This is a genomic window from Halomonas sp. NYA30, assembly GCF_976980765.1.
This window is the reverse complement of the sequence record NZ_OZ334477.1, coordinates 2,085,026-2,108,112: the sequence shown is the minus strand read 5'-3', so window position 1 is coordinate 2,108,112 and position 23,087 is coordinate 2,085,026. Positions and strand designations below refer to the sequence as shown.

General features: G+C 51.6%; 24 protein-coding genes and 1 pseudogene. 17 read left to right on the top strand and 8 right to left on the bottom strand.

Annotated elements, in window-relative coordinates:
• The first annotated feature begins 44 nt into the window (after positions 1 to 44).
• The 3 genes from ACWI0H_RS09620 (at position 45) to ACWI0H_RS09610 (ending at position 3,280) form a co-directional block, all read left to right on the top strand.
• Positions 45 to 1,202 (top strand): Arm DNA-binding domain-containing protein, encoded by a 1,158-nt coding sequence (locus ACWI0H_RS09620; protein ID WP_485875991.1) that lies wholly within the window; start codon positions 45 to 47, stop codon positions 1,200 to 1,202.
• A 403-nt stretch (positions 1,203 to 1,605) separates the two neighbouring features.
• A complete protein-coding gene (locus ACWI0H_RS09615) occupies positions 1,606 to 2,235 on the top strand; it encodes a hypothetical protein (RefSeq protein ID WP_008956437.1) in 630 nt (209 codons plus the stop codon).
• 58 nt (positions 2,236 to 2,293) lie between these two features.
• Positions 2,294 to 3,280 (top strand): hypothetical protein, encoded by a 987-nt coding sequence (locus ACWI0H_RS09610; RefSeq protein WP_336274595.1) that lies wholly within the window; start codon positions 2,294 to 2,296, stop codon positions 3,278 to 3,280.
• Positions 3,281 to 3,364: 84 nt separating this feature from the next.
• Here ACWI0H_RS09610 and ACWI0H_RS09605 read toward each other — a convergent pair whose 3' ends face one another.
• Positions 3,365 to 4,126 carry an SDR family oxidoreductase gene (locus tag ACWI0H_RS09605; RefSeq protein ID WP_336274596.1) on the bottom strand — a complete coding sequence of 254 codons (762 nt, stop codon included), beginning with the start codon at positions 4,124 to 4,126 and terminating at the stop codon, positions 3,365 to 3,367.
• A gap of 191 nt (positions 4,127 to 4,317) precedes the next feature.
• On the opposite strand from ACWI0H_RS09605, the gene ACWI0H_RS09600 reads away from it, so the two are divergent.
• The 4 genes from ACWI0H_RS09600 to ACWI0H_RS09585 all read left to right on the top strand — a co-directional run bounded on the left by ACWI0H_RS09600 (position 4,318) and on the right by ACWI0H_RS09585 (position 7,968).
• Positions 4,318 to 4,803 carry an FxsA family protein gene (locus ACWI0H_RS09600; RefSeq protein WP_176303536.1) on the top strand — a complete coding sequence of 162 codons (486 nt, stop codon included), beginning with the start codon at positions 4,318 to 4,320 and terminating at the stop codon, positions 4,801 to 4,803.
• Positions 4,804 to 5,037: 234 nt separating this feature from the next.
• Positions 5,038 to 5,331: a co-chaperone GroES gene (locus tag ACWI0H_RS09595; RefSeq protein ID WP_008956441.1), complete on the top strand. Its 294-nt coding sequence runs from the start codon at positions 5,038 to 5,040 to the stop codon at positions 5,329 to 5,331.
• Positions 5,332 to 5,415: 84 nt separating this feature from the next.
• Positions 5,416 to 7,059: a chaperonin GroEL gene (gene groL, locus ACWI0H_RS09590; protein ID WP_176303535.1), complete on the top strand. Its 1,644-nt coding sequence runs from the start codon at positions 5,416 to 5,418 to the stop codon at positions 7,057 to 7,059.
• A gap of 177 nt (positions 7,060 to 7,236) precedes the next feature.
• Positions 7,237 to 7,968 carry an RNA methyltransferase gene (locus ACWI0H_RS09585; protein WP_336274597.1) on the top strand — a complete coding sequence of 244 codons (732 nt, stop codon included), beginning with the start codon at positions 7,237 to 7,239 and terminating at the stop codon, positions 7,966 to 7,968.
• A gap of 93 nt (positions 7,969 to 8,061) precedes the next feature.
• On the opposite strand, the gene ACWI0H_RS09580 is transcribed toward ACWI0H_RS09585, so the two are convergent.
• Positions 8,062 to 9,408, bottom strand: coding sequence for a Na+/H+ antiporter family protein (locus ACWI0H_RS09580; RefSeq protein WP_336274598.1), 1,347 nt, complete (start codon positions 9,406 to 9,408; stop codon positions 8,062 to 8,064).
• Between the two features lie 165 nt (positions 9,409 to 9,573).
• Here ACWI0H_RS09580 and ACWI0H_RS09575 point away from each other — a divergent pair, with 165 nt between their 5' ends.
• The 4 genes and pseudogenes from ACWI0H_RS09575 to ACWI0H_RS09560 all read left to right on the top strand — a co-directional run bounded on the left by ACWI0H_RS09575 (position 9,574) and on the right by ACWI0H_RS09560 (position 12,961).
• Entirely contained in the window at positions 9,574 to 10,782 is a 1,209-nt protein-coding gene (locus tag ACWI0H_RS09575) for an MFS transporter (protein ID WP_336274599.1), read from the top strand.
• Positions 10,783 to 10,938: 156 nt separating this feature from the next.
• Positions 10,939 to 11,388 (top strand): potassium channel family protein, encoded by a 450-nt coding sequence (locus ACWI0H_RS09570; protein WP_176303531.1) that lies wholly within the window; start codon positions 10,939 to 10,941, stop codon positions 11,386 to 11,388.
• A gap of 31 nt (positions 11,389 to 11,419) precedes the next feature.
• A pseudogene (locus ACWI0H_RS09565) lies at positions 11,420 to 12,427 on the top strand (cation:proton antiporter domain-containing protein); the annotation flags it as partial.
• A 111-nt stretch (positions 12,428 to 12,538) separates the two neighbouring features.
• Positions 12,539 to 12,961: an NAD-binding protein gene (locus ACWI0H_RS09560; protein ID WP_485876196.1), complete on the top strand. Its 423-nt coding sequence runs from the start codon at positions 12,539 to 12,541 to the stop codon at positions 12,959 to 12,961.
• A 10-nt stretch (positions 12,962 to 12,971) separates the two neighbouring features.
• Here ACWI0H_RS09560 and ACWI0H_RS09555 read toward each other — a convergent pair whose 3' ends face one another.
• From ACWI0H_RS09555 to ACWI0H_RS09545, 3 genes are read right to left on the bottom strand one after another with little or no spacing between them, the layout of a single operon-like run.
• A complete protein-coding gene (locus tag ACWI0H_RS09555) occupies positions 12,972 to 13,895 on the bottom strand; it encodes a metal ABC transporter permease (RefSeq protein WP_336274612.1) in 924 nt (307 codons plus the stop codon).
• A 17-nt stretch (positions 13,896 to 13,912) separates the two neighbouring features.
• The gene (locus tag ACWI0H_RS09550; RefSeq protein WP_336274601.1) at positions 13,913 to 14,740 is read right to left on the bottom strand and encodes a metal ABC transporter ATP-binding protein; all 828 of its coding nucleotides are present in this window, start codon (positions 14,738 to 14,740) and stop codon (positions 13,913 to 13,915) included.
• 6 nt (positions 14,741 to 14,746) lie between these two features.
• Positions 14,747 to 15,667, bottom strand: a complete 921-nt coding sequence (locus tag ACWI0H_RS09545; RefSeq protein WP_336274602.1) for a metal ABC transporter substrate-binding protein — start codon at positions 15,665 to 15,667, stop codon at positions 14,747 to 14,749.
• Between the two features lie 157 nt (positions 15,668 to 15,824).
• Between ACWI0H_RS09545 and mntR the strand changes: the two genes are divergently transcribed.
• On the top strand, positions 15,825 to 16,304 hold the full coding sequence (gene mntR, locus ACWI0H_RS09540) for a manganese-binding transcriptional regulator MntR (RefSeq protein WP_336274603.1): 480 nt from the start codon (positions 15,825 to 15,827) through the stop codon (positions 16,302 to 16,304).
• A 12-nt stretch (positions 16,305 to 16,316) separates the two neighbouring features.
• Here the strand turns inward: mntR and ACWI0H_RS09535 are convergent, their stop codons facing one another.
• Both ACWI0H_RS09535 and ACWI0H_RS09530 read right to left on the bottom strand, forming a co-directional pair.
• Positions 16,317 to 17,009 carry an RES family NAD+ phosphorylase gene (locus tag ACWI0H_RS09535; protein ID WP_336274604.1) on the bottom strand — a complete coding sequence of 231 codons (693 nt, stop codon included), beginning with the start codon at positions 17,007 to 17,009 and terminating at the stop codon, positions 16,317 to 16,319.
• Positions 17,006 to 17,404, bottom strand: coding sequence for an antitoxin Xre-like helix-turn-helix domain-containing protein (locus tag ACWI0H_RS09530; protein WP_336274605.1), 399 nt, complete (start codon positions 17,402 to 17,404; stop codon positions 17,006 to 17,008). The genes ACWI0H_RS09535 and ACWI0H_RS09530 overlap by 4 nt, the downstream gene beginning before the upstream one ends.
• A 131-nt stretch (positions 17,405 to 17,535) precedes the next feature.
• Between ACWI0H_RS09530 and ACWI0H_RS09525 the strand changes: the two genes are divergently transcribed.
• The 5 genes from ACWI0H_RS09525 (at position 17,536) to ACWI0H_RS09505 (ending at position 22,271) form a co-directional block, all read left to right on the top strand.
• Positions 17,536 to 18,384, top strand: a complete 849-nt coding sequence (locus ACWI0H_RS09525) for a MurR/RpiR family transcriptional regulator (RefSeq protein ID WP_336274606.1) — start codon at positions 17,536 to 17,538, stop codon at positions 18,382 to 18,384.
• 276 nt (positions 18,385 to 18,660) lie between these two features.
• On the top strand, positions 18,661 to 19,698 hold the full coding sequence (locus ACWI0H_RS09520) for a TRAP transporter substrate-binding protein (RefSeq protein ID WP_336274607.1): 1,038 nt from the start codon (positions 18,661 to 18,663) through the stop codon (positions 19,696 to 19,698).
• Between the two features lie 16 nt (positions 19,699 to 19,714).
• Complete coding sequence (locus ACWI0H_RS09515; protein ID WP_485875990.1) at positions 19,715 to 20,284, top strand: TRAP transporter small permease subunit; 570 nt, start codon at positions 19,715 to 19,717, stop codon at positions 20,282 to 20,284.
• Positions 20,281 to 21,585 (top strand): TRAP transporter large permease, encoded by a 1,305-nt coding sequence (locus ACWI0H_RS09510; protein ID WP_485875989.1) that lies wholly within the window; start codon positions 20,281 to 20,283, stop codon positions 21,583 to 21,585. The genes ACWI0H_RS09515 and ACWI0H_RS09510 overlap by 4 nt, the downstream gene beginning before the upstream one ends.
• Complete coding sequence (locus ACWI0H_RS09505; RefSeq protein WP_336274610.1) at positions 21,585 to 22,271, top strand: aspartate/glutamate racemase family protein; 687 nt, start codon at positions 21,585 to 21,587, stop codon at positions 22,269 to 22,271. Before ACWI0H_RS09510 ends, ACWI0H_RS09505 begins: the two co-directional genes overlap by 1 nt.
• Here ACWI0H_RS09505 and ACWI0H_RS09500 read toward each other — a convergent pair.
• The gene (locus ACWI0H_RS09500) at positions 22,268 to 23,032 is read right to left on the bottom strand and encodes a DUF3750 domain-containing protein (RefSeq protein WP_485875988.1); all 765 of its coding nucleotides are present in this window, start codon (positions 23,030 to 23,032) and stop codon (positions 22,268 to 22,270) included. The genes ACWI0H_RS09505 and ACWI0H_RS09500 overlap by 4 nt on opposite strands.
• Positions 23,033 to 23,087: the final 55 nt, after the last annotated feature.

The window sequence follows — 23,087 nt, the reverse complement described above, 5'->3', positions numbered from 1 at the left end:
GCGCCGGATGGTCGGATATTAATGTCATTAGAAGGGTATGCAAGATGGGTAACAAAGGGAGCAACGACGAAGGGGTCCGGATCGCTTCGAACAGCAGTATCGAAATCGACTTCTACTACCAAGGCACGCGCTGCCGCGAACGACTCAAGCTCGAGCCCACCCCCGCTAACCTGAAGAAAGCGGCCCGTCATCGGGCCGCGGTCATCTCATCGATCGACGCTGGCACGTTTGATTATCAAGTGACTTTCCCTCGCAGTAAGAACGCCCGTAAGTTCATGCGCCAAGATCGGCTAGATAACTACCTTCGCCAATGGCTCAATTCAAAGAGGCCTAGCCTAAAGGCGTCTACGATTAAGACGTACGAAACCATCATCGAACGCCTATTGATTCCAGAAATGGGTCATTTATTACTGGGTGAAATCACGCGGCCGCTAGTACGTAACTGGCTGGCATCGCTTACCTGCGGAAATAAACGGCTCTCCAACATACTGATGGTTCTACGTTCTGCCCTCAGCGACGCTATGCATGATGAGCTGCTTGATACCAACCCATTGCAGGGCTGGCACTACCGCTTGAAGGAAACACCAGGCCCACGGAAAGGCCCGGATCCATTCACCCGAGAAGAACAGGCCGCGATCCTAGCGGCCGCACGGGACAATGTACGCCCACTATTTCAATTCGCATTCTGGACCGGCCTACGTCCAAGCGAATATATCGCCCTTGAATGGGGTGATATTGACTGGCACCGAATGGAGATCACCGTCAACAAATCAATCACGGCAGCAGCCAAGGGCGAAGCGGAAGACACAAAAACGACTGCAGGCAGGCGCACGGTCGCACTACTACCCCCAGCTGCCCAAGCGCTCAAAGCACAAATGCAATACACCAGGTTTCACCCCAGCGGCAAAATATTCCTGTGGCCACGCAGCCAGAAGCCTCTTAGCGGCGACAACGATATAAGGGAAAAGCTATGGCGCCCGGCTGTGATCCGTTCAGGCGTTCGTTACCGCACGCTCTATCAAACGCGGCACACTTTCGGTTCAATGATGCTATCGGCGGGGGAACCCTTAGCATGGGTTAGTAAACAAATGGGCCATCGTGATGTAGTATTCACCGCTAGAACCTATGCGCAGTGGATACCTAATACGTCACCTGAACTAGGTTTGCGAGCGGTAGAAATGTTTGCTGATGGTCAACTTTGAGTCAGGATTTAGGTATAAGCTATTGATTTGGTGCGGTTCAGAGAATGTTCGAGTCTCCCCATCCGCACCAATTACTTGTTAGTTTTGAAGCAGTTAACGTTATTTCCCCCTTTCAAAATGTCTTAATACCTGCCTAGCTTAGGTAATATTAAGGCTTTTTTTTTGCGTTTTTACTCCTGGCTTTAAATCATTAATGGCTCAATGCCATTTTTTTCGTGCTTGGCATTTGCCGAATGACATACTTTTAACAGGCTGACTTAGCACCACTTTTCCGCTAGGCTCTGTTAAAACGACTAATTGGATACTCGTCAATGCCTCAATGTGAAATGGCTTACTGCAAGTAATTGACGCCAATACTATCGCCAATGATTACCTCCAATAACTATGAGAAGGATCTCTAACAATGGAATGGCTCAACGATAATGCCCAAGCCATCTCGGCAATAGCAAGTATTTGCACCCTCTTCGTCTGGGTTTTCTATGCCCAATTGCTTTATAACGGCTATGTCCGCCAACGTCGCCCTCGTGTGATCATTAACCGTGGTAAAGGGATTGGTGTGGATGCTATTTGCTTAATCAGCAATATGAGCAGCGAAGCAATCTATGTTCAACACCTTGTGGCGGTGCTGCATACTCAAAAAAAGAGTTACTCTCTGGATGTGGTGGAGTACCAGCAACACGGCAGCGAAAAACAGGAAGCCAGCTATCGCACCCACCAGGGCCCGTTAGCGTCGGGGGATTATCTTAATATTCAGTCGTTTGGCGACATTGTCAATCAGGTTAAGCAATATTGGGAAATTGATGACAGCCTGCTCCATGAGCAGAATATACAGCTCGAAATTCGTGTCATTGCCATTTACGGCTCTGAAGATATGCCTACCGGCGCCTCGCGTTCTTTTAATCTTGACCTAGATGCATCGCCCAATCGTCAGCTTATTCCGGCTAGCGTTGATACAGACCGACTCAATAGCCGTGGCCAACGTAAGCGTGTACTTGAATGGGCAAAAGAGATCGAGACTCATAAAGCACGTTAAACCATTACCTTTGCAAAGCTGACATTGAACAGCGAGCACTTTTAATTGAGACCATTCGATGCATAAAATTCTAACCTTCTGCTGGCTCGGCATAATGATCACGGTAGCGGCTAGCGCTTATGCCGAAGAGGATGACAGTGATCTGCCTGCCTGGGCAGAAGAACGCGTTGAACCGTTTCGCGAAAGTGTCGGCAATTGGGTAGATAACACGTCACGCCGGATTGATGGTTTCTTTGGCACCGACGACCATATGCAGACTAAAAACGAGTCTTATCTTCGTTTTGGTCAAGAAATCGATTGGATGGAAGGTGATGGTACACGTGGCGATACCTCACTTCGTTACCGTATCGATCTACCTACCTCTGAAGAACGCTTACGCCTGGTTATCGAAAGCGATCCTGAAGAGTCGCAAGGTACTCTTGAAGAGCAAGGATCAGGGCGTCTTGCCAATGACCAGCGCGACCGTCGTAGCTCTACGTTAGGCCTGGATTGGCTAGAAAGTCGTGACAAGCGCGAAAATTGGAGCAACCGCGTTGGCGCTGGTATTCGTCTGCGTCTCCCTCTGGATCCTTATGTTCGCTTTACCAGCGAACGGCTATGGCAGCTTGGTGAAGGGCCTTGGCAGCTTGAGTCGAACAACCGTGTTTCCTGGTTTAACAATGAAGGCTATTCGGCACGAACGCGCTGGGATATCGGCCGCCAATTGAGCGAACGCCGCCATTTGCGGTTTATTTCTACGGTTCAGTGGCGTGAAGAGGAAGATAAGCTGGAATACAGTGAAATTGCCGAAATCAATCACCGCATTAACCGCCGCAGCGCACTGCGCTACTCGGCGATTGCCATCGGCGAAAGCGCTTCAAATCCTCGCATGACTAACTACTACCTGCAAACACGCTATCGCCGGGACATCCATAAAGGGATTTTATTTGCCGATGTGATTCCGGAACTGCATTTTCAACGCGATGTTAGCTATGACCCACGCTGGGCCATGACACTGCGCTTGGAGATGTATTTTCAGCGAGAGATTAGTCGCGATTATTTTTAGGTACGACCTTTTAATCACGATCTTTTAAGAGCGACTAATGGGCGGCCATGCTTGGCCGCCCATTCTGGTTACAGCAAGTAAATGCTACAGCCGCAACCCACCATCGCACTCAATCATACGCCCGGTGAAGTAGTCGTTTTCAAGGATAAACGCAACACTTTGAGCAATGTTATCCGGCTCACCCAGGCGTTTTAGCGGCACGCTTGATGAGATACGTTCCAGCATATCGGGACGCATCGAGGCGGTCATTTCGGTAGCCACAAACCCTGGGGCCACGGTGCCGGTGCGAATACCATAGCGCGCTAACTCTTTGCTCCAGGTAACCGTCAGCGCATGCACGCCTGCTTTGGCAGCGGCATAGTTGCTTTGGCCCATATTTCCTGCTCGGGAAATGCTGGAGATATTAACAATCACACCCTCATACCCTGCTTCAATCATCTGCGTGGCAGCCTCGCGACCACACAGAAAAACGCCGGTTAAATTGACGTTAATGACATTTTGCCATGCCTCCAACGACATGCGTTTTTCCACTTGCCCCTCTTTGGCCTTTACCAGTAGTGCATCCTGAGTAATCCCCGCGTTATTAACGCAACCGCTGATCGGCCCCATACGCTGAGCAATATCGGCAAACGCTTGAGTCACAGAAGCCTCTTCTGCCACATTCACTACAAAGGCTTGCGCATCGACACCTTCTGAAGAAAGTGCTGATACCGCTTGATCAAGGGCTTCAGCGCTCATATCCAACAGCGCCATGCGTGCACCCTGCTTACCCAGGCGCAGCGCCATGGCATAACCCAACCCACGCGCCCCACCGGTGACGGCGATTACTTTATCGGCAAGTACCATTATTGACTCCTTACGAGAAATACAACCAGCTTCATTGTGCATTGCAGCATAGAGGAATTATGAGCATTAATCGAGCTACATCGCCGCTGGAAGGCGCAATGTTAGCTGCTTGCTATTTATATTTATGTCACCATATTACGCAATTACGACGGTTATCGAGTCGCTATTTATAGCGTTTTCTGGAGTTAGTCATGCCCATTCTTATTTTTATATCACTGTTCACCCTACTTGATTTTGTGGTGCTTTTTTCGATTGGTAGCCAAATAGGGTTACTCACTACCCTACTCCTAGTGCTTGGCACAGGCTTTGCCGGGTTACATCTTATTCGTAAAGAAGGCGTATCAACCTTTGCTCGCGCACGTCAGCGTATGCAGGTCGGTGAAATCCCTTCTAGTGAGCTATTGACCGGCGCCGCGCTTATTTTTGGTGGTGCCTTATTAATGGCGCCAGGCTTTTTATCTGATGCACTGGGCCTTGCGTGCCTGATACCTAGCGCACGCCAATTGATGTTTAAAGCACTTACTTGGCTAGGGCTGAAAAAGATCGCCAGCCAGCAGCAAGACCCCAACGCTTCCTCGGCTCGGCCAAATGGCTACCGCAACCCAAACACCTCCCAACACGAAGGCCCGATTGAAGGTGATTTTATTAGCCGAGATGAGCCTCCACGCCGCGACTAAGGCGCGGATTGGAAGAAAATCGCTAAAAAATCAATTTTTTCTTACTCGCCCCCTTGAAAGGCCAACCGCAGCCCCCATTTTTCACCCAGCACACAAATTCGGCAGCGATCTAGACGGTAGCTGCCATTAACAAGGAAGACCGTCAGGTCTTCACTTCTCGCGGGTTACTCCCTCGAGAACACTTTTAGACTAACCGCCCTCATCAGGGCTTCAACCCTACTCAGGAGAACGTGAATGAATATCCGTCCTTTGCACGATCGTGTCATCGTCCGTCGCGTTGAAGAAGAGCAGAAAACCGCTGGCGGCATCGTGCTTCCGGGCAATGCAGCAGAAAAGCCGACGCGTGGCGAAATTCTTGCTGTCGGTAATGGCCGCATTCTCGAAAATGGCGATGTCCGTCCTCTCGACGTTAAAGTTGGCGATAACGTGATCTTTAAAGATGGCTACGGCGTTGAGAAACAAAAAGTCGACGGCGAAGAAGTCTTGATCATGAGCGAAGCCGATATTCTTGCGGTTGTTGAAGGCTAACAGTCGTTGCGGCTCACATTTGATTGATGAGCGCCTCGATTATTTACTTTCACGTTTTTGCATTCAATTTAGGAAGTAGCAGATATGTCAGCTAAACAAGTTAAGTTTTCAGATGATGCTCGTAAGCGCATGGCCCGCGGTGTCGACGTTCTGGCCAACGCGGTAAAAGTAACCCTCGGCCCTAAAGGCCGTAACGTGGTACTGGAAAAATCTTTCGGTTCCCCGACTGTTACTAAAGACGGTGTTTCTGTCGCCAAAGAGATCGAACTGAAAGACAAGTTCGAAAACATGGGCGCGCAGATGGTTAAAGAAGTCGCTTCACAGACTTCTGACGCCGCTGGTGACGGTACTACCACCGCTACCGTTCTGGCCCAGGCCATTATCGCTGAGGGTTTGAAAGGCGTTACTGCCGGCATGAACCCGATGGATCTTAAGCGCGGCATCGACCAAGCCGTTAATGCTGCCGTTAAAGAAATCAAGGCGATGTCTGTCCCTTGCACCGACACCAAGTCGATTGCACAGGTTGGCACCATCTCTGCTAACGGTGACAAGCGCATCGGTGAAATTATCGCCGAAGCGATGGAAAAAGTCGGCAAAGAAGGCGTCATCACCGTTGATGAAGGCCGTGGCTTTGAAGACGAGCTGGAAGTCGTGGAAGGTATGCAGTTTGATCGCGGCTACCTGTCTCCTTACTTCGTTACCAACCAGGACACCATGACGGTTGAACTTGAAGATCCTTACATCCTGTTAGTGGATAAAAAGATCTCCAACATCCGTGAGCTGCTGCCGGTTCTCGAAGCTGTTGCTAAACAAGGCAAGCCGCTAGCCATCATCGCTGAAGATATCGAAGGCGAAGCACTGGCAACGCTGGTTGTTAACAACATGCGCGGTATCGTTAAAGTAGCCGCTGCCAAAGCACCTGGTTTCGGTGACCGTCGTAAGTCCATGCTGCAGGATATCGCTATCCTGACTAACGGCACGGTTATCTCTGAAGAAGTAGGCCTGACGCTTGAGCAAGCGAACCTGGATCACCTGGGTACCGCTAAGCGCATGACCATGTCTAAAGAGAACACCACCATCATTGATGGCGCTGGTGCAGAAGGCGATATCGAAGCACGCGTTAACCAGATCCGCGCGCAAATCGAAGACACCTCTTCTGACTACGACAAAGAGAAGCTGCAAGAGCGCGTTGCCAAACTGGCAGGCGGTGTTGCCGTTATCCGTGTCGGTGCTGCCACCGAAGTGGAAATGAAAGAGAAGAAAGCCCGCGTTGAAGACGCTCTGCACTCTACTCGTGCAGCCGTTGAAGAAGGCGTCGTACCTGGTGGCGGTACCGCACTGGTTCGCGTGATGGCCAAAGTACAAGGCCTGACTGGCGACAACGAAGACCAGAACCACGGTATCAACATGGCGCTACGCGCTATGCAGTCACCGCTGCGTCAAATCGTTGCTAACGCTGGTGAAGAGCCCGCCGTTGTCATCAACCGTGTGAAAGATGAAACCGGCAACTTCGGTTACAATGCACAAACGGGTGAATTTGGCGACCTGTTCGAAATGGGCGTTCTGGATCCGGCTAAAGTTACCCGTACTGCGCTGCAGTCCGCTGGTTCTGTTGCCGGTCTGATGATCACCACCGAGTGCATGATCGCTGAAGACCCGGAAGAGAAAGACTCAGCCCCTGATATGGGTGGCATGGGCGGAATGGGTGGTATGGGCGGCATGATGTAGTGCACCCCTGAGCCCTATTGCTCTAGGCTGCCAGCTTTTAAGGCAGCCACCAACAACCCCGCCTCGTGCGGGGTTGTTGCGTTTTAGGCGACGGGTTAACGCGCTTTGAACACCAAACCGCTAGGCGAGCATGGTATCATCGCCGCGATTTTTAACAGCTACCGGGCTTCTTAGCGCATGTTGCAGCATATCCGTATCGTACTCGTACAGACCTTTCATCCAGGCAATATTGGGGCGGCCGCGCGGGCAATGAAAACCATGGGCCTAACCGAACTCGTACTGGTTAACCCACGCAAGTTTCCCGATGAAGAGGCAACACGGCTAGCGGCAGGCGCCACTGACGTGCTTGAAAACGCACGCGTGGTTACATCGCTGGAAGAGGCCGTCACTGACTGCGTTCAAATCGTCGGCGCTAGCGCACGGTTACGCAGCCTGCCCTTGCCCCACTTTGACGAACCCGATGAGATGGCGGCGGATGTGATTCAAAACGCACAAACGGCACCGGTGGCACTGGTGTTTGGCCGCGAACGCTCGGGGCTGACAAACGATGAGATCCGCTGCTGCACTCATCAAGTCAGTATTCCCGCCAACCCTGACTACGGCATTCTGAATTTATCCCAGGCGGTGCAGATTCTGGCCTATGAAGTACATCGCGCTTGGCGTAAAGGTGAAGATAGCGGCTTTAGTTACCAGCGCCCGTTGGAGGCAACGCCGCCAAGCCGCGAACAGTTCTTACACTTTCAGGCGCATCTGAGCCACTTAATGCAGGAGAGTGGTTTTTTAACCCAGCCCCACGCCCGCACCGAAGAGCAGCTTCAAGCCCTCTTCGCCCGCGCCCAGCCCAGCCGCAAAGAGTTGTCTTTACTTCGCGGCCTGCTAAGCGCGTTTGAAAGCCATCTGCCTAAATAACGATCATTAAAACGTGAAAAAGGGACAACCCGCGTTGTCCCTTCCATGTTTTAAAATAGTGCTTTAAAACAGTACGTTTTTACAACAATGCCTTTAAAGCATCATCGCCGCTAACCAGCCAAAGCCCACTAACGGGATGTTGTAGTGCAGAAATGTCGGCACCACGCTGTCCCACATATGATCGTGCTGGCGATCAACGTTCAGCCCAGAAGTTGGCCCCAAGGTTGAATCAGACGCGGGTGAACCCGCATCACCCAGCGCCGCCGCCGTACCCACCAGCACGACCGTCGCCATGGGCGAGAAGCCAAACTGCACCGCTAAGGGCACAAAAATCGCAGCAATAATCGGTATCGTTGAGAACGACGAGCCGATGCCCAGGGTAATAAACAGCCCGACCAGCAGCATCACCAACGCCGCCAAGCCACGGTTATCGCCAAAGATCGCGAAGGCTCCCGATACCAGTGCGTCTATCTCTCCGGTGGTTTTCATAACTTCCGCAAAACCCGCCGCTGAAATCATGATAAAGCCGATCAGCGCCATCATGCGCATACCGCTGGTAAATAGATCGTCTGCTTCACGCCACTTAAAAATACCGCCCATTGAAAGCAGCCCAATACCCACCAAACCACCCAGTATCATTGAGCCGCTATACAGCTGCAGGCCGAGTGCTGCGACGATCGCTACCCCCGACATCACCAGGCCCAGCATGTGCGGTTTAGCAGGTGCATGAGCTTCAGACACATTCGCGGCAATATCTTGCGCCTGATAGTCACGAGGACGGCGATAGCTCCAAAACAGCGCAACGATTAATCCCAACGCCATACCACCGACCGGTATTGCCATGGCCATCGGCACCATGCCACGGGTAATTTCTAACCCTAACGGCTCACCGGCGCTATTCAAATTGGCCAGCAAAATGTCATTAAGAAAAATCGCCCCAAAGCCTACCGGCAGCAACATATAAGGTGCCGTCAAACCAAAGGTGAGCGCACATGCCACCGCACGACGATCCAGCTTTAAGCGGTTCATCACCGTTAATAGCGGCGGAATCAGCACCGGTATAAAGGCGATATGCACCGGGATAGCGTTTTGCGAAGAGATGGCGACTAACAGTACTGCCGTCAGCAGCAACATTTTGACTCGCGCCTGATGCGCAATCGTAGCCTCTTCTTTGCCCAGCAGCGTAATCAATCGATTTGCCAGCATGTCCGGCAGCCCCGAGCGGGAAATAGCCACCGCGAAGGCACCCAAGGTGGCATAAGCCAGTGCCACTTGAGCCCCGCCACCGACGCCTTCATTAAAAGCACCAAGCGTTTGCTCAAGCGATAAACCGCCCACCAAGCCACCCACTAACGCGCCCACCACCAGTGCGAATACCACCGAGACACGGGCGAGTGACAGTGCCACCATCACCAGCACCGCAAGAATTACTGCATTCATGAAGATCCCTAGAGTTATTGAGAGGTCACTAACGGCGAAGGGGGCGGATTTTAGCAGATTAAATGGGTAAAACTAACATTGCGTCTCAGCCTATTCCTAGCTTTTAAACCCCCACGACTCATGCGATAGTGAACAAACGCTAAGCCTGCAAATAAAGAGAACATCATGGCTCTCATTCATCGCCACTCACTGCTATTGATTATCCTGGGAAGTTTGGTTATCTCCACTGCCATGGGGTTACGTCATGGTTTTGGGCTCTTTATGGAGCCACTCAGCAGCGAGCTAGGCTGGGGGCGCGGTGTGTTTGCTTTCGCCCTCGCGTTACAAAACCTGGTTTGGGGTTTATCACAACCCTTTACCGGCGCGCTGGCTGACCGTTTCGGCGCGGCTAAGATTATCGTTGTGGGTGGCTTATTATATGCCTTGGGGCTGCTGTTTATGAGCCTTTCCACTTCAGTGCTAGGCATGACGGTCAGCGCAGGTCTTCTGATAGGCCTAGGCTTATCAGGCACTACGTTCTCCGTCATTTTGGGCGCTGTTGGCCGCGCGGTGGCGCCTGAAAAGCGCAGCATGGCCATGGGGATTGTGAGCGCCGCGGGCTCGTTTGGGCAATTCGCAATGCTGCCCGGTACGCTGGGGCTTCTTGAGTGGCTAGGTTGGGCCGCTGCGTTGATGGCCATGGCTGCCATTGCCACCATCATCATTCCATTGGGAGCGATGTTACGTGACAAGCCCTCGGCCAAAACAGCCGCCGATCTAAGCCTTAAAGATGCGCTCAACGAAGCAGCAAGCCAAAAAGGCTTTTGGCTACTCTGCCTAGGTTTTTTTGTGTGTGGTTTTCAGGTGGTGTTTATTGCCGTCCACCTGCCCGGCTACTTATTTGATAACGGTCTTGCCGTTCAGGTAGGAACAACGGTGCTGGCGTTAGTGGGTTTATTTAATATTGTCGGCACCTATACCGCTGGCTGGATGGGTGGCATTTGGTCAAAACCCAAGCTGCTAACCTGGCTCTATTTGATTCGCGGCGTGGTGATTACGGCGTTCGTATATTTGCCGCTAAGCCCTGTGAGTGCGTACGTATTTGGTATCGCCATGGGGTTACTATGGCTCTCCACCGTTCCGTTAACCAATGGCATCGTGGCTTCAGTGTTTGGTGTACGCCACCTATCCATGCTGGGCGGCATCGTATTTCTATTTCACCAGCTAGGTTCTTTTATGGGCGTTTGGCTGGGCGGCTATTTTTATGACCTTACCGGGCACTACAATACAGTATGGCAACTTGCTATTGTGCTCTCGGTCATCGCAGCTGCACTGCATTGGTTTATTAGCGAAAAGCCGCTAGAACGCTCACAGCCCACAACGGTATCCACATGACAATCCATTTTTTACTTAAGGCCATCGCAGCACTTCTGCTGCTGACTTGTTTGATGCTCGCATGGTGGGGCTGGCAGCAGGCGGATGCTAACTTGCTGCTGATGGGCACTCGTTTATGCTAAGTGGCAACGGTGAATCCAGTTGATAATTGCGTAGATGACTATTCCCTACCCTGAGCATATCGCCGTTGTGGTAACGACCTTTGTGGTCGTCGTTATTGCGGTACTGCTCCATTACGAAGCCCTGTGGCTTATCTCACGCCAAATTGAAACATCGCGAAGACCGCATCGGCAACGCATTCTCGGAATGGCGTTTGGCGTATTGATGACTCACATAGTCGAAATTTGGCTGTTTGGGATCACTGGTTGGTGGCTAACCGACCAGCTGAGCATTGGTGCTTTACAAGGTTACGACAGCTTTAATGTATTGGATTATATCTTTTTCTCTGCAGTGACCTATACCACTGTGGGCTATGGCGATATTTATGCTACTGGGCCGGTGCGCTTTTTATATGGCACGTTGGCATTAACCGGTTTTGTGCTGATCACTTGGTCAGCATCTTTCACCTTTATAGAAATGCAAAAGCACTGGCGGGTTGGAAGATAGTCAGCGCTGTTACACGCTCAAGGGATGCGGCATGTTTGAAGTAGTTATTTTATCGGTAGCGTTAATCTTTGGCATCGCGGCACGCCAGCTAAGTTTGCCGCCACTCGTGGGGTTCTTGGTAGCAGGGTTTGCTCTTAATGCCTTTGGCCCCAGTATTGGCCTACCCAGCGATGCGGGCCCACTGCTTGAGCATCTTGCTCATTTAGGGGTGCTACTACTGCTGTTTACCATTGGCCTTAAACTCAATATACGCAGTTTGGCAGAACCCGTAGTGCTGGGTAGCGCTTTTATACACCTAATGATTACCTGCCTGTTGTTTACCGCAGGGTTTGTTATTTTTCTTTCGCTTCCCCTCGATAAAGCAATACTTTTGGCGATTGCGCTCTCTTTCTCAAGTACGGTTTTGGCCGCTAAAGTGCTCGAAAGCAAACGCGAACTACGTGCCCTACACGGCCGTATTGCGATTGGCATTCTCATCATTCAAGACTTGGTTGCCTTAGCGGTTCTCAGTATTTACAGCGGTGACTCCCCTAGCCCCTGGGCATTGCTAGTTTTCTTACTGCCGCTATTACGACCAGTGCTTTATTGGCTAATGAACATGGCTCAGCACGATGAGCTTCTGGTGCTATTAGGTGCTGTGTTAGCCATTGCGGTTGGTGGTATGGGCTTTGAGGCCGTGGGGTTAAGCGCCGAGGTAGGCGCCCTGGTAATGGGCCTGCTACTTGCAAAGCACCCTCGCGCGCAAGAATTATCCAAGGCGCTATGGGGGCTTAAAGAAGTACTGTTAATCAGCTTCTTTCTGCAGATTGGCATGGCAGGTTTGCCCGATAAAGAAGCACTGTTATTTGCAGTGGTACTGGCTATTCTACTTCCATTAAAAGGGGTTCTGTTTTTTGCCCTTCTCATTGCTTTTCGCATCAGAGCGCGTAATGCCTTCCTGGGAGGCTTGAGCCTAACGGCTTACAGTGAGTTCGGCTTAATTGTTGCCGCCAGCATTTTACAAGAGTGGCTTGTTCCGCTAGCGATTACCGTTGCCCTGTCGTTTGTCATCGCAGCACCGCTAAACCGCATTGCCCACCAGCTTTTTGATCGTTGGGAAAAAAGCTTGCTGCGTTTTGAACGACACGCTCGCCATCCCGATGAACAACCAGTGGATTTAGGTAGTGCCACCATTCTAGTGCTGGGTATGGGCCGAACCGGTAACGCCGCCTACGATTTTTTTGCTGAGAAAGGGTTGTCTGCTGTGGGTATTGATTCAGATCCCAATAAAATAAACACCCAACGACGAGTATTTTATGGCGATATTGAGGACGTGGGGTTCTGGCATCATCTCAATATCAACCATCTAGCGGCAGCCACGTTGGCTACCCCGGAACTTGAAAGCAAATTGATTGCTACTCGCGAACTGCGCAAAGCGGGATTTACCGGCCACATAATTGCGGGCATTCACTTTCAAGATGAAGCCGCGCCTCTGCGTGCTGCCGGCGTCGATCAAACGTACCTATTAATGACGGGCGCTGGCATCGGGATCGCCGAAAAAACCTGGGAAAGCCTACAAACACCTCTGTTGTGAATATCCGGCGCTAGCCGATTTGACGGTGGCGCCAAAAACGCATTAATACACCCTGCTTGGGCGAAAAAAGCAGCGCCATAAAAAACCAACTGGTAGCGACCAATACAATGGTGCCGCCAGAAGCAACGTCCAACACCACAGAAAGCCACAGCCCAATGACCGCTGAGCTAACGCCCACGCCCACTGAAATCAGCATCATGGTTTTAAAGCGGTCCGTGAGTAAGTGCGCCGTGGCGCCTGGAGTAATAAGCATCGCGACCACTAAAATAATGCCCACCGTTTCTAAACTCGCCACGATGGTAAGCGTCAGCAGCAAGATCAAACCGTAGTGAATCACGCTGGTATTGAAACCCAGCGCCTGAGCCTGCTGGGGGTCAAACGCGTAGAGCAGCAACGGCCGATAAGCGAGCCACACCACCAGCAAGGCAATCACGCTGGCCACTAAGGTCAGCAATAGTGCCGATTGCTGAACACCCAGCACATTGCCAAACAGGATATGCATCAGGTGGGTGCTGGAGGCGATTTTGCTGATAATCACAATGCCCAGTGCAAAAGCACCGGTAAACATTAATCCCATGGCCGCATCGGATTTGATTCGCGTGTGGCGCTCGATCGCACCAATGCCCACTGAGGTCAGCGCGCCAGTAATAAACGCGCCAATAAAGAAGGGCCAGCCTAACAGATAGGCAATGGCCACCCCTGGCAGCACCGCATGAGAGATCGCATCGCCTAGAAGCGACCAGCGCTTAAGCACCACGTAGCAGGATAAAATACCGCAGATAGCACCCACCAACACCGAGGTTAATAAGGCGCGCTGCATGAAGGCGTACTGGAAAGCATCTGAAATGCTACCGGGAAATAAATTGACAATAAGCATGATGGCGGCAATGAGCCAGCTCACCAACGCATCGCCAAACAGGCCAAGTGTTGTCATTAGTTCTGCCACGTTAGTTACCCCTGCGCTGCCGTAAAGGAAGATGCTTTATCGACCTGCACATTATTCGCCGTCTGCTCGGTAGAACTCACCGCAAGCTCAGCTAACTTGGCATCGCTGAGCATCTTATCAGGCGAGCCTACCCCACGAATAAAACGATTGATCAACACCACATGGTCGACGTGGCGCCGTGCCCCCGGCATATCGTGAGTGACCATGATTACCGTACGTCCGGCCTTTCGCTCACCGGCCAGCACGTCTAAAATCAACCGCTCACTAGGTGGGTCTACACCCGCCAGTGGCTCATCAAGCAGTAAAATGTTGGCCTGCTGAGCAAGCGTACGGGCAAGTAGTACACGCTTTTTCTGCCCACCGGATAGCGCGCCAATCGGGCGTTTCGCCAACGCCAGCATATCCACCGCTTCTAGCGCTCTCTTTACCGCCTCGCCATGACGGGAATCATACCAACGTGAAGGCAGCAGGCGCCGCCACAAGGGGTCATGACGCATATGCCCATAGCGGCCACCCATAACGGTTTCCCAAACCGAGACAGGAAAATCCCATTCAATCGCTTCACGCTGAGCCATATAAGCAATATGTCCCGCTTTACGGTGCGTCGAAATCGGCTCACCAAACGCCTGAACACTGCCACGCAGTGCCTTCATGCTACCGGTAAGCACATGAAAAAGTGTCGATTTCCCTGCCCCGTTCGGGCCTACAATAGCGGTCCATTGGCCTGCCGGAAAACGCAGGTTAATGTTTTCAAGCACCGGCTGACGCTGGTAGGCCGCGTAGAGGCCTTTGATCTCAATCGCCACAGGGGCATCACCCAGGGTAGTTGCCATCGCTATTTACTCGGTTGCCAAGGTCTGACGCAACAACTCAACGTTGTGACGCATCATGGTAAAATAGTCGCCAGCTTCACCACTTGGCTCACTCAATGAGTCCACATATAAAGGCCCAGCCACTTTAACGCCCGTATCCCGTGCCAAACTGGTCACATGGCGGTCAGAAATAGTGCTTTCCCAAAACAGCGCGGCGGGTTGGCGCTCATTGATCATATCCACCACTCGCATAAGCTGACGGGGCGAGCCCTCGGTCTCAGCGTTGGTGCCCCAGATGCCGTCATGTTCAAAATGGTAGGCATCTGAGAAATATAAAAAGGCAGCTTCGCTACTTAACAATACCCGCCGTTCGTCAGGTATCGCTTCTAAGCGCTCTTGAAGTTCAACGTGCAGCGTATATAGCTCTTCTTTCAACGCCTCAGCACGCTGCTGAAACTCTTCAGCCCGCTGAGGAAGTACATGCTCTAGCTCGTTAGCAATTACCTGAACGTAGGTAGCCACAGCCCGCGGATCCATCCAGAGATGGGGATCGACATCGCCTTCCATATCGCCGGTAATAATGGTTTGAGTGGGGTACTCAGAAGCTTCAGCTACCGCCACTAGCGGCGTGCCATCTACAAGGGTTGCTTCCACCTGGGGCATCCACTGCTCCAACTGGTAACCGTTATAGAAAACGATGTTTGCTGTTTCTAGCGCCGCAAAATTACTTGGGGTCAGTTCCCACTCATGCACTTCCGCACCAACTGGGGTTAATACTGATACGTTGGCATTCTCCCCCGCCACGCGGGTAACAATATCGCCAAGCACGGAAAACGTTACGGCAACATTCAAAGGCGATGGCGCAACATCCTCACCCTGAGCATTCACCATTGCTGCGTTTAACCACAGCGGCAGGCTCAAAGCTATACAAAGATTGCGCTTATTCATTATTCATCCCTTTCGCATTACTGATAAGTAGACTGTAGCTCAAAAATAAAGCACTGTGCAAATAGTTTAGCCTTGGCTAACAATGTTGCGTAAAAATAGGCTACTATCCCAAGTACGATCCAATGATTATTACCACTGCTTCCGATATAATTTGCCAATGACTGATTCTAATCCGAACGCTTCATTAACCGCCCCAAGCATTCATGGTGATGCCCTTCCGCCCGTGGAGCAGCATGCTCAGCAGTATGCAACGGTGCGTAATGCCCATGAAACCGAGCTGATTGAAGACTACGTTGAGCTGATTGGGGATTTACTAACGCATCGTGGCGAAGCACGTGCGGCGGACATTGCCAACCGCATGGCGGTGAGTCAGGCAACCGTATCGAAAATGATTAGGCGTCTAAATGAGCTTGAGCTGGTGACTAGCAAGCCCTACCGCTCTCTGTTTCTGACCGAGGCAGGACAGAAAATGGCGGAAACCTCACGCGCGCGACACGATATCGTATTGCATTTTTTACGCGCGCTTGGGGTCAAAGATGCTACTGCTCGTATTGACGCTGAAGGCATGGAGCACCACGTGAGCGATGAAACGCTGGATATAATGCAGCGATTTACTGAGCAGCAGCAGAACAGCTAAATCTTCTTCTCGTCACCCATGAGAAAAGCGCAGATGGCTTACCTGGGTAATGGTGCCGTTCCAAATCATTTCCAAATGAGTGGTTTGGATAATGTCAGTCACGCCAATAGGCGTCATAAGCGCCCAACAGTTTGCGCCCTGCAAACGAACCGAGCGATAGCGAAGGCCACTCATCGCGCGACGAACCTCTGCACCGAATGGTTGTGAGACCGAGTAATCATCGGGCGTATAAATGGCATGGTCTATGGGTAATGCCAGCGCATCCCCCACGCCCGCTTCATTAAAGATGCCTTTCAAACCACGAAAGACAAATCGTTCGTAGTGCAAACCGGGTATGTTGCTCCAATGCACTTGTTGATGATGCTTTACTTCGGCAATTGCCGTTTCAAGCGTATCGGCAAAATAGAGCACGCCAAAGCTGCCATCACTAAAGCGAGAACCCTGCGGGTTTACATGAGTAAAAGGTGCCACCGCATATGAGCAGCCACGTATGCCAAACGGGATCTGCTCCGGTGGTAACAGCGCTAAATTACCCACTTCATTTTGCAAACGTGGATTAGTCAATGCTTGCAGCGCGTGCAACGCGGCAAATTCCTCAGCGCTGGCCACATCATCGAACAGGTCAATCGGTGGAAACTTACTATTAATTAAACGATATCCAGTGACTTCGCTGGGTGGTAAAGGCAGCAAATCAGTAGCCTTCACCACTGACCACCTCGCAGGCTATCGATGCGCTTAAACGTTTCATAAAGCGCTGCAAAATCCCCTGACCCCATAATCTCCAGCGGCGTGCGGCCATTAAAGTAAGGGTTATGATTAATCATGTTAACGAACCCATAAAGGTTCTCTGGATTATCAAATATCATCCGCAGCGCTGCATGGATGTTTAGCAAATAGCTGATCCGGGTGAGCTGGTCACTATCTAACTTGATCTCGGCAATATCTCCCCGCCGGGCACGTGCGTATGTGCTATGGGAAACGCGCAAAATTGCCTCGCCCTGCTCGCCAGACGCACGCCACTTATCCAGAATGCGCACCGCCGCTTTCAAACCCGCCGCCGCCGCGGCTCTGTTTTGGGAAATATCATGTGCTGTTTGCATAGTCACCTCTTCTATCTGCAGATACAATTTTAGTATAAAAGTATCTACAAACCAAACTATGTATATCTTTTATTGTTGCCCTAACGCTAATCAGCATTCATTATTTATGAAACTGAGATTTCAGGAAAATAATGTCGCCTATCAATCAGGAACGCTCGTTTCTAACTCGCGTGCGCAGCGCTCTGCCCACACTCCACCCTGCCGAACGGAGGCTGGGCGAGTTCGTGTGTGATTTCCCTGGCGAATTAGCCAGCTACGATGCCCAAGAGCTCGCTAAATTTGCCAACGTCTCTAAAGCCACGGTGTCACGTTTTGTAAGGCGGTTAGGTTATGAAAGCTATGAGGCAGCCCGCAAACATGCCCGTGAAGAGCAAACCACCGGTTCCAGGCTTTTTCTTCCTTCATCCGACGCGCGTACTGAAGAGCACTCCCTTACCAGCAATCTGGAGCAGGGCAAAGCTAATCTAGATCGAACCTTTGCCACTGTTACCCAAGCGGAAGTTGACGATGTTGCACAAACCATTCTCAGCGCTCGTAAAACATGGGTGATTGGCTTTCGTGCCAGTCACCCTTTTGCTGATTACTTGCGCTGGCAGTTAACCCAGGTAGTTGAGCAGGTAACCAGCTTGCCCGGTGGCGGCGAAACGCTAGGGGAGCAGTTGGTGAATTTCACACGGGATGATTGTGTCATTATCTTTGGTCTTCGCCGCCGTGTGGCACTGACCGAACAGCTGCTTGACCATGCCAAAGAGTGCGGCACGAAGCTGCTTTATATTACCGATGAAGGCCTCACTACAGAGCCCATGGCCACCTGGCACTTCCGCTGCCACACGCTAGCAACCGGGCCATTATTCAATCATACCGCCGTGATGGCGCTCTGCCATTTGATTGTTATGCGCACCATTGAGCTTGCAGGCGATGCATCAAGATCCCGATTGCGCCGCATCGAAATGCTTAATGATCGTTTTGAAGAGCTTTAAAATACACTACTGGGCATTTAAAGCACTTAGATAGCGCACAGGACTCACTCAATGCACTTATAGCGTGCATTTTCATTTCACGATATAAACGTGTTCGACCAAGCTAAATGGGGTAATCATTTGATTTAAATATGAAACTGCAGTTTCTTATTGATTATGGCATGAAATATGGATCTACATAGCAATAACTGTACAGCACACGCTGTTCAAATACCTCCATGCCACGCCACCCCGTTTAGAAATACGTCAGTGGTAAAACCTCAATAGGAAACCGATATGTTAAAACGCACTGCATTGATCGCCGCCATCTCCACAGCCCTCTTTGTACCCACCGCACAGGCGGAAACCATATCGCTGAAAGTACTGGGTCAACCCGCAGGCTCTGGGCTTATCGCACAAAACAAAGAACAGCCCTTCTTTGAAGCGCTGGCCGAAAATAGTGGCCTGGATGTGTCTGTTCAGTATATTCCGGTTGATGTCGCGGGCATTCCAGACACCGACGGCCTACGCGTATTGAATTCAGGGTTATTTGACATCGTATCGCTACGCGGGCCTCAAGTGAGTCGTGACGAGCCATCCATCCTGGGTCTTGATTTGATCGGGCTCAACACCAGCTTTGAAGCTGGACGTAATAATGTGATGGCCTTTTATGATTACGTAGATGCTCGCCTACAAGATCGCTTCAACGCCAAGCTGCTAGGTGTCTGGCCCGCAGGCCCTCAGGTGATTTTTTGCAGCGATGAAATTACTGGCTTAGACGACCTTCAAGGTCTGCGCGTGCGTGTAGGTGATCAAAGCGCGGCTAACTTCGTGGGCGAGCTAGGTGCTACCGGCATTTCCATGCCGTTTGGCGACGTGCAGCAAGCGCTCTCCCGTGGCGTTGTGGACTGCGCCATTACCGGCCCAGCCTCCGCTAACTCTGGTGGCTGGCCCGAAGCCACCAGCACGGTGCTGCCCATTGCACTGCAATTAGCAATCAATGGCTATGCCATCAATATGGATAGCTGGAATCGCTTATCTGCCGAACAGCAGACTCAGTTGGAAGAGGCTGTCGCCACCCTTAGCGACGATATCTGGCAATACTCCGAAGAGCTATATGAAGACGCCATGCGCTGCAATGCGGGTGAATCCCCCTGCGAGTTCGGCACCGCTTACTCGCTAACCGAAGTGCCCGTTTCAGAAGCAGATCTAGCGACCGTTAAGGCTGCTGTTGAGGAAGTATCACTGCCTATCTGGGCTAGCCAGTGCAACGCTGTGGCGGCTGATTGTGAAGCCGCTTGGCGCGAAACCGTTGGCACTCAGTTAGGCCTATAAGTTGCGAGGAGCGAACATGACCACCTACTCGCGCCTTCTTGGCATCATTTTCGGCGGCGTAATGTTGCTGCTTGCGGTCTTAATCACCCTCGAAACGTTGATACGTAAGTTTCTCTCACTCTCACTGGGGGGTGTCGACGAACTGGGCGGCTACGCCATTGCTATTGCAGCACCGCTGGCCTTTTGCGTTGCCATGGTTGAGCAGTCGCATATCCGCATCAACCTGCTGCACATGCGCCTTCCCTCCACTTCCCAGGCAGTACTCAACGCGCTGGCAGCCATTTCGATGGGGCTGTTAGCCGCTTTCTTACTCTACTTCACGGTGCAGACCGTGCTAGAGACTCAGTTGTATCGCTCAATCGCACAAACACCTTGGGCGACTCCCCTTATCTATCCGCAGGCCGTTTGGCTAGTGGCGATGACGGCATTTAGCGTGGCAGCGGCATTTCTCTCAGGCAAAGCGCTATTACTGCTACTAAAGCGTGACTGGACATCACTCAATCGCCAGTTCGGGCCAAGCTCGGTATCTGAGGAGCTAGAAGCAGAACTAGCCGACTTAGATCAACGTGAAGGAGGCAAACCATGAGCATACCGCTGATTATCGCCGCGTTTTTGGTCATGCTGACGCTCATGCTTCTCAGCTTACCGGTCGCGGTCGCTATTCTGTTTGTCGGGGTATTGGGGGGCTATCTTATGTATGGCGCGCCACTGGTCGACATGATGGGCAGCGTGGTGTGGAGTAGCTTAAACAGCCCCTCTATGCTCGCTATACCGCTATTTATGTTGCTGGGAGAGCTGCTGCTACGCGGTGGCATTGCAGACCGAATGTACGCCGCATTAGCGGTATGGTTCAACAAGCTGCCCGGTGGCTTACTGCATACCAATATCGCCACCTGCACGCTGTTCTCCGCGACCTCTGGCTCATCCGTTGCTACGGCTGCCACGGTGGGCACGATTGCGCTTCCCGCCCTCCAGGAGTACCGCTACCCCATTCGTCCTTCGCTGGGTTCTTTAGCCGCAGGTGGCACACTAGGGATTCTGATTCCCCCCAGCATTAACCTGTTGGTGTATGGCCAATTAGCCAATACGTCGGTTAGCCAACTATTTGCAGCTGGCTTAATCCCGGGAATTACCTTGGCGCTGCTGTTCTCTGTTTATCTTTTTATTGCTCACGGCAAAGCAGGTAACGCTTCAATGGTGGAAGTAAATTTACCGCTTAATGAAAAGCTGACGCTCTCAAAACACTTGATTCCGCCCGTGGTTATTTTTGGTGTGGTAATGGGCAGCATTTACGGCGGTTTGGCAACTCCAACTGAATCAGCGGCCATTGGTGTCGTCATTGCATTAGTGTTTATTATCGGTGGCGGAAAAATGAGTCTCGACTTACTTATTCACTGCTCGTTTCAGGCAGCCAAGACCACGGGTATGGTCATCATCGTATTGATGTGCGCCCTCCTGCTCAACGTGACCATATCAATGCTCGGGGTCACCCAGGCGCTTACTCAGTGGGTCGCTTCGTTTGGTCTTACCTCTGTCGGCCTGCTCCTCGTGTTGCTGGTGTTTTACGTGATACTCGGCACCTTTATGGATGCGATGTCGATGCTGGTACTTACCGTACCCATCACGGTACCCATGGTGATGGCTGTAGGCATTGACCCTATCTGGTTCGGGATTTTCATCGTGTTGATGTGCGAGATTGCGCTCATCACCCCGCCGGTGGGTATGAACCTATTTGTGGTTCAGGGCGTTCGCAAAGATGGCGGTAGTTTTAATGATGTGATTTGGGGATCAATGCCCTTCGTGGCTATTATGGCGCTGTTTACCCTTGCGATTATGGTGTGGCCAAGCATTGTGATGTGGCTTCCAGACCTGCTGGTGGGCCGCTAATGAACCATCATCAAAAAATAGTGAAAGACACGCCACGCTTTTTAATTATTAATCCCAATACCAACAACACCGTCACTGATAATATTCGAGAGGTCGTACATAGCATCTCCCCACCTGGGGTGATGACAGAAGTCACTAGTCCGCCTCACGGGCCCTATGCTATCGAAACCGAACAGGACAAAGCAGCAGCGACCCAGCAAGTCTTAGCACTTATTCAAAGGCGCAACGCCGAGGGATTTTCAGGCTATATCATGGCCTGTTTTGACGATATCGCCATTGCTGAAGCCCGCATACTCACCCAGGTGCCGGTGATCAGCTTAGCGGAAGCGGCGATTCGCCATGCAGCGGCGACTGGCGGCCAATTTACGGTAATCACTACCTTTGATGAAGCAGTTCCCACTATTGCGTCGCTTAGCGAATCTTATGGGCTGAACATGCGCTGCCGAGTGGTGGCCACCGGCATTGGGGTAGCCGACACCGCCGCGCAAACGGAGCTTGCCGAAGCCCGCCTTCACGAAGCAATTCAAGAAGCAATCAGGTTAAATTTGACGCCCATTGTGTTGGGATCGGGAGCGTTTGCAGGCCGAGCGAAAGCGCTGAGAAGACGTTATAACATTGATATAGTTGACGGTTTCATCGAAGCACTTGATTACACCCTTCTCCAGGCGCAGGTTGTCAAAAACTAAAGTTCACCGCCCGCTACTCGTGCGGGCATTCCAAGGCGCCCTATACCCGGCAACTTCAAGGCAGGGCGCATCACATCAATACCAAAACTCAAACCGAGAACATTAATCTCGATGCCCTCTTCTAGCGCCAGCATAATACCGACCACCCCGCCTAAGGAGAGCTGGTAACCGGTGCCACTTGGCGTGGGTGCCAAAATACCGTTGAAAATATAATCTTTGCCGATAGCGGTAACGGGCAGCATCACCTCAAAGCCGGGCACTTCACGAATAACCCAAGCGATAAAGCTGTTGCTGTTAGGCCCAGGCCATACGCGATACAGATCAGCTTGTGGGTAGTCAGCAGCAGCGGATTCTATCTTGGGTATTAATTGTACAGCCGCATCACCGCGGTAATCAGCCAACAGCGTTGGCGGGTTACCAAACCAAGCGCGATCAGGGGTATCGATAGAAGAGACCACCGTAGGGCGACGCCAGCTCAATACTTGATGCAGCCGGTAGCTATCAGCATTCTCTGCTTTCGTCGCGATCCAGATATGTTCGCCAAACGCCCCACGCCAATTATAGGCGCGGGCAGAATAGACCTGTACCACGGCTTCGGAGATCGCTGCTGGGTCCGGGGCGATCCCAGCAGAGGTGCGATCCAGCGATGACCAATGCCCATCTGTTACCACTTGATTACTTGCCAATATCCATACAGGCCCCACTAGTAGTAGCGCTAAAAGCACTACGAGAGTGAGCAGCCATCGCAGCAGCGTTTTCATCGCGTTATCCGAAGCTAAGAGATAACTGTTAGTACCGCGATAGCAGGTTGGACGC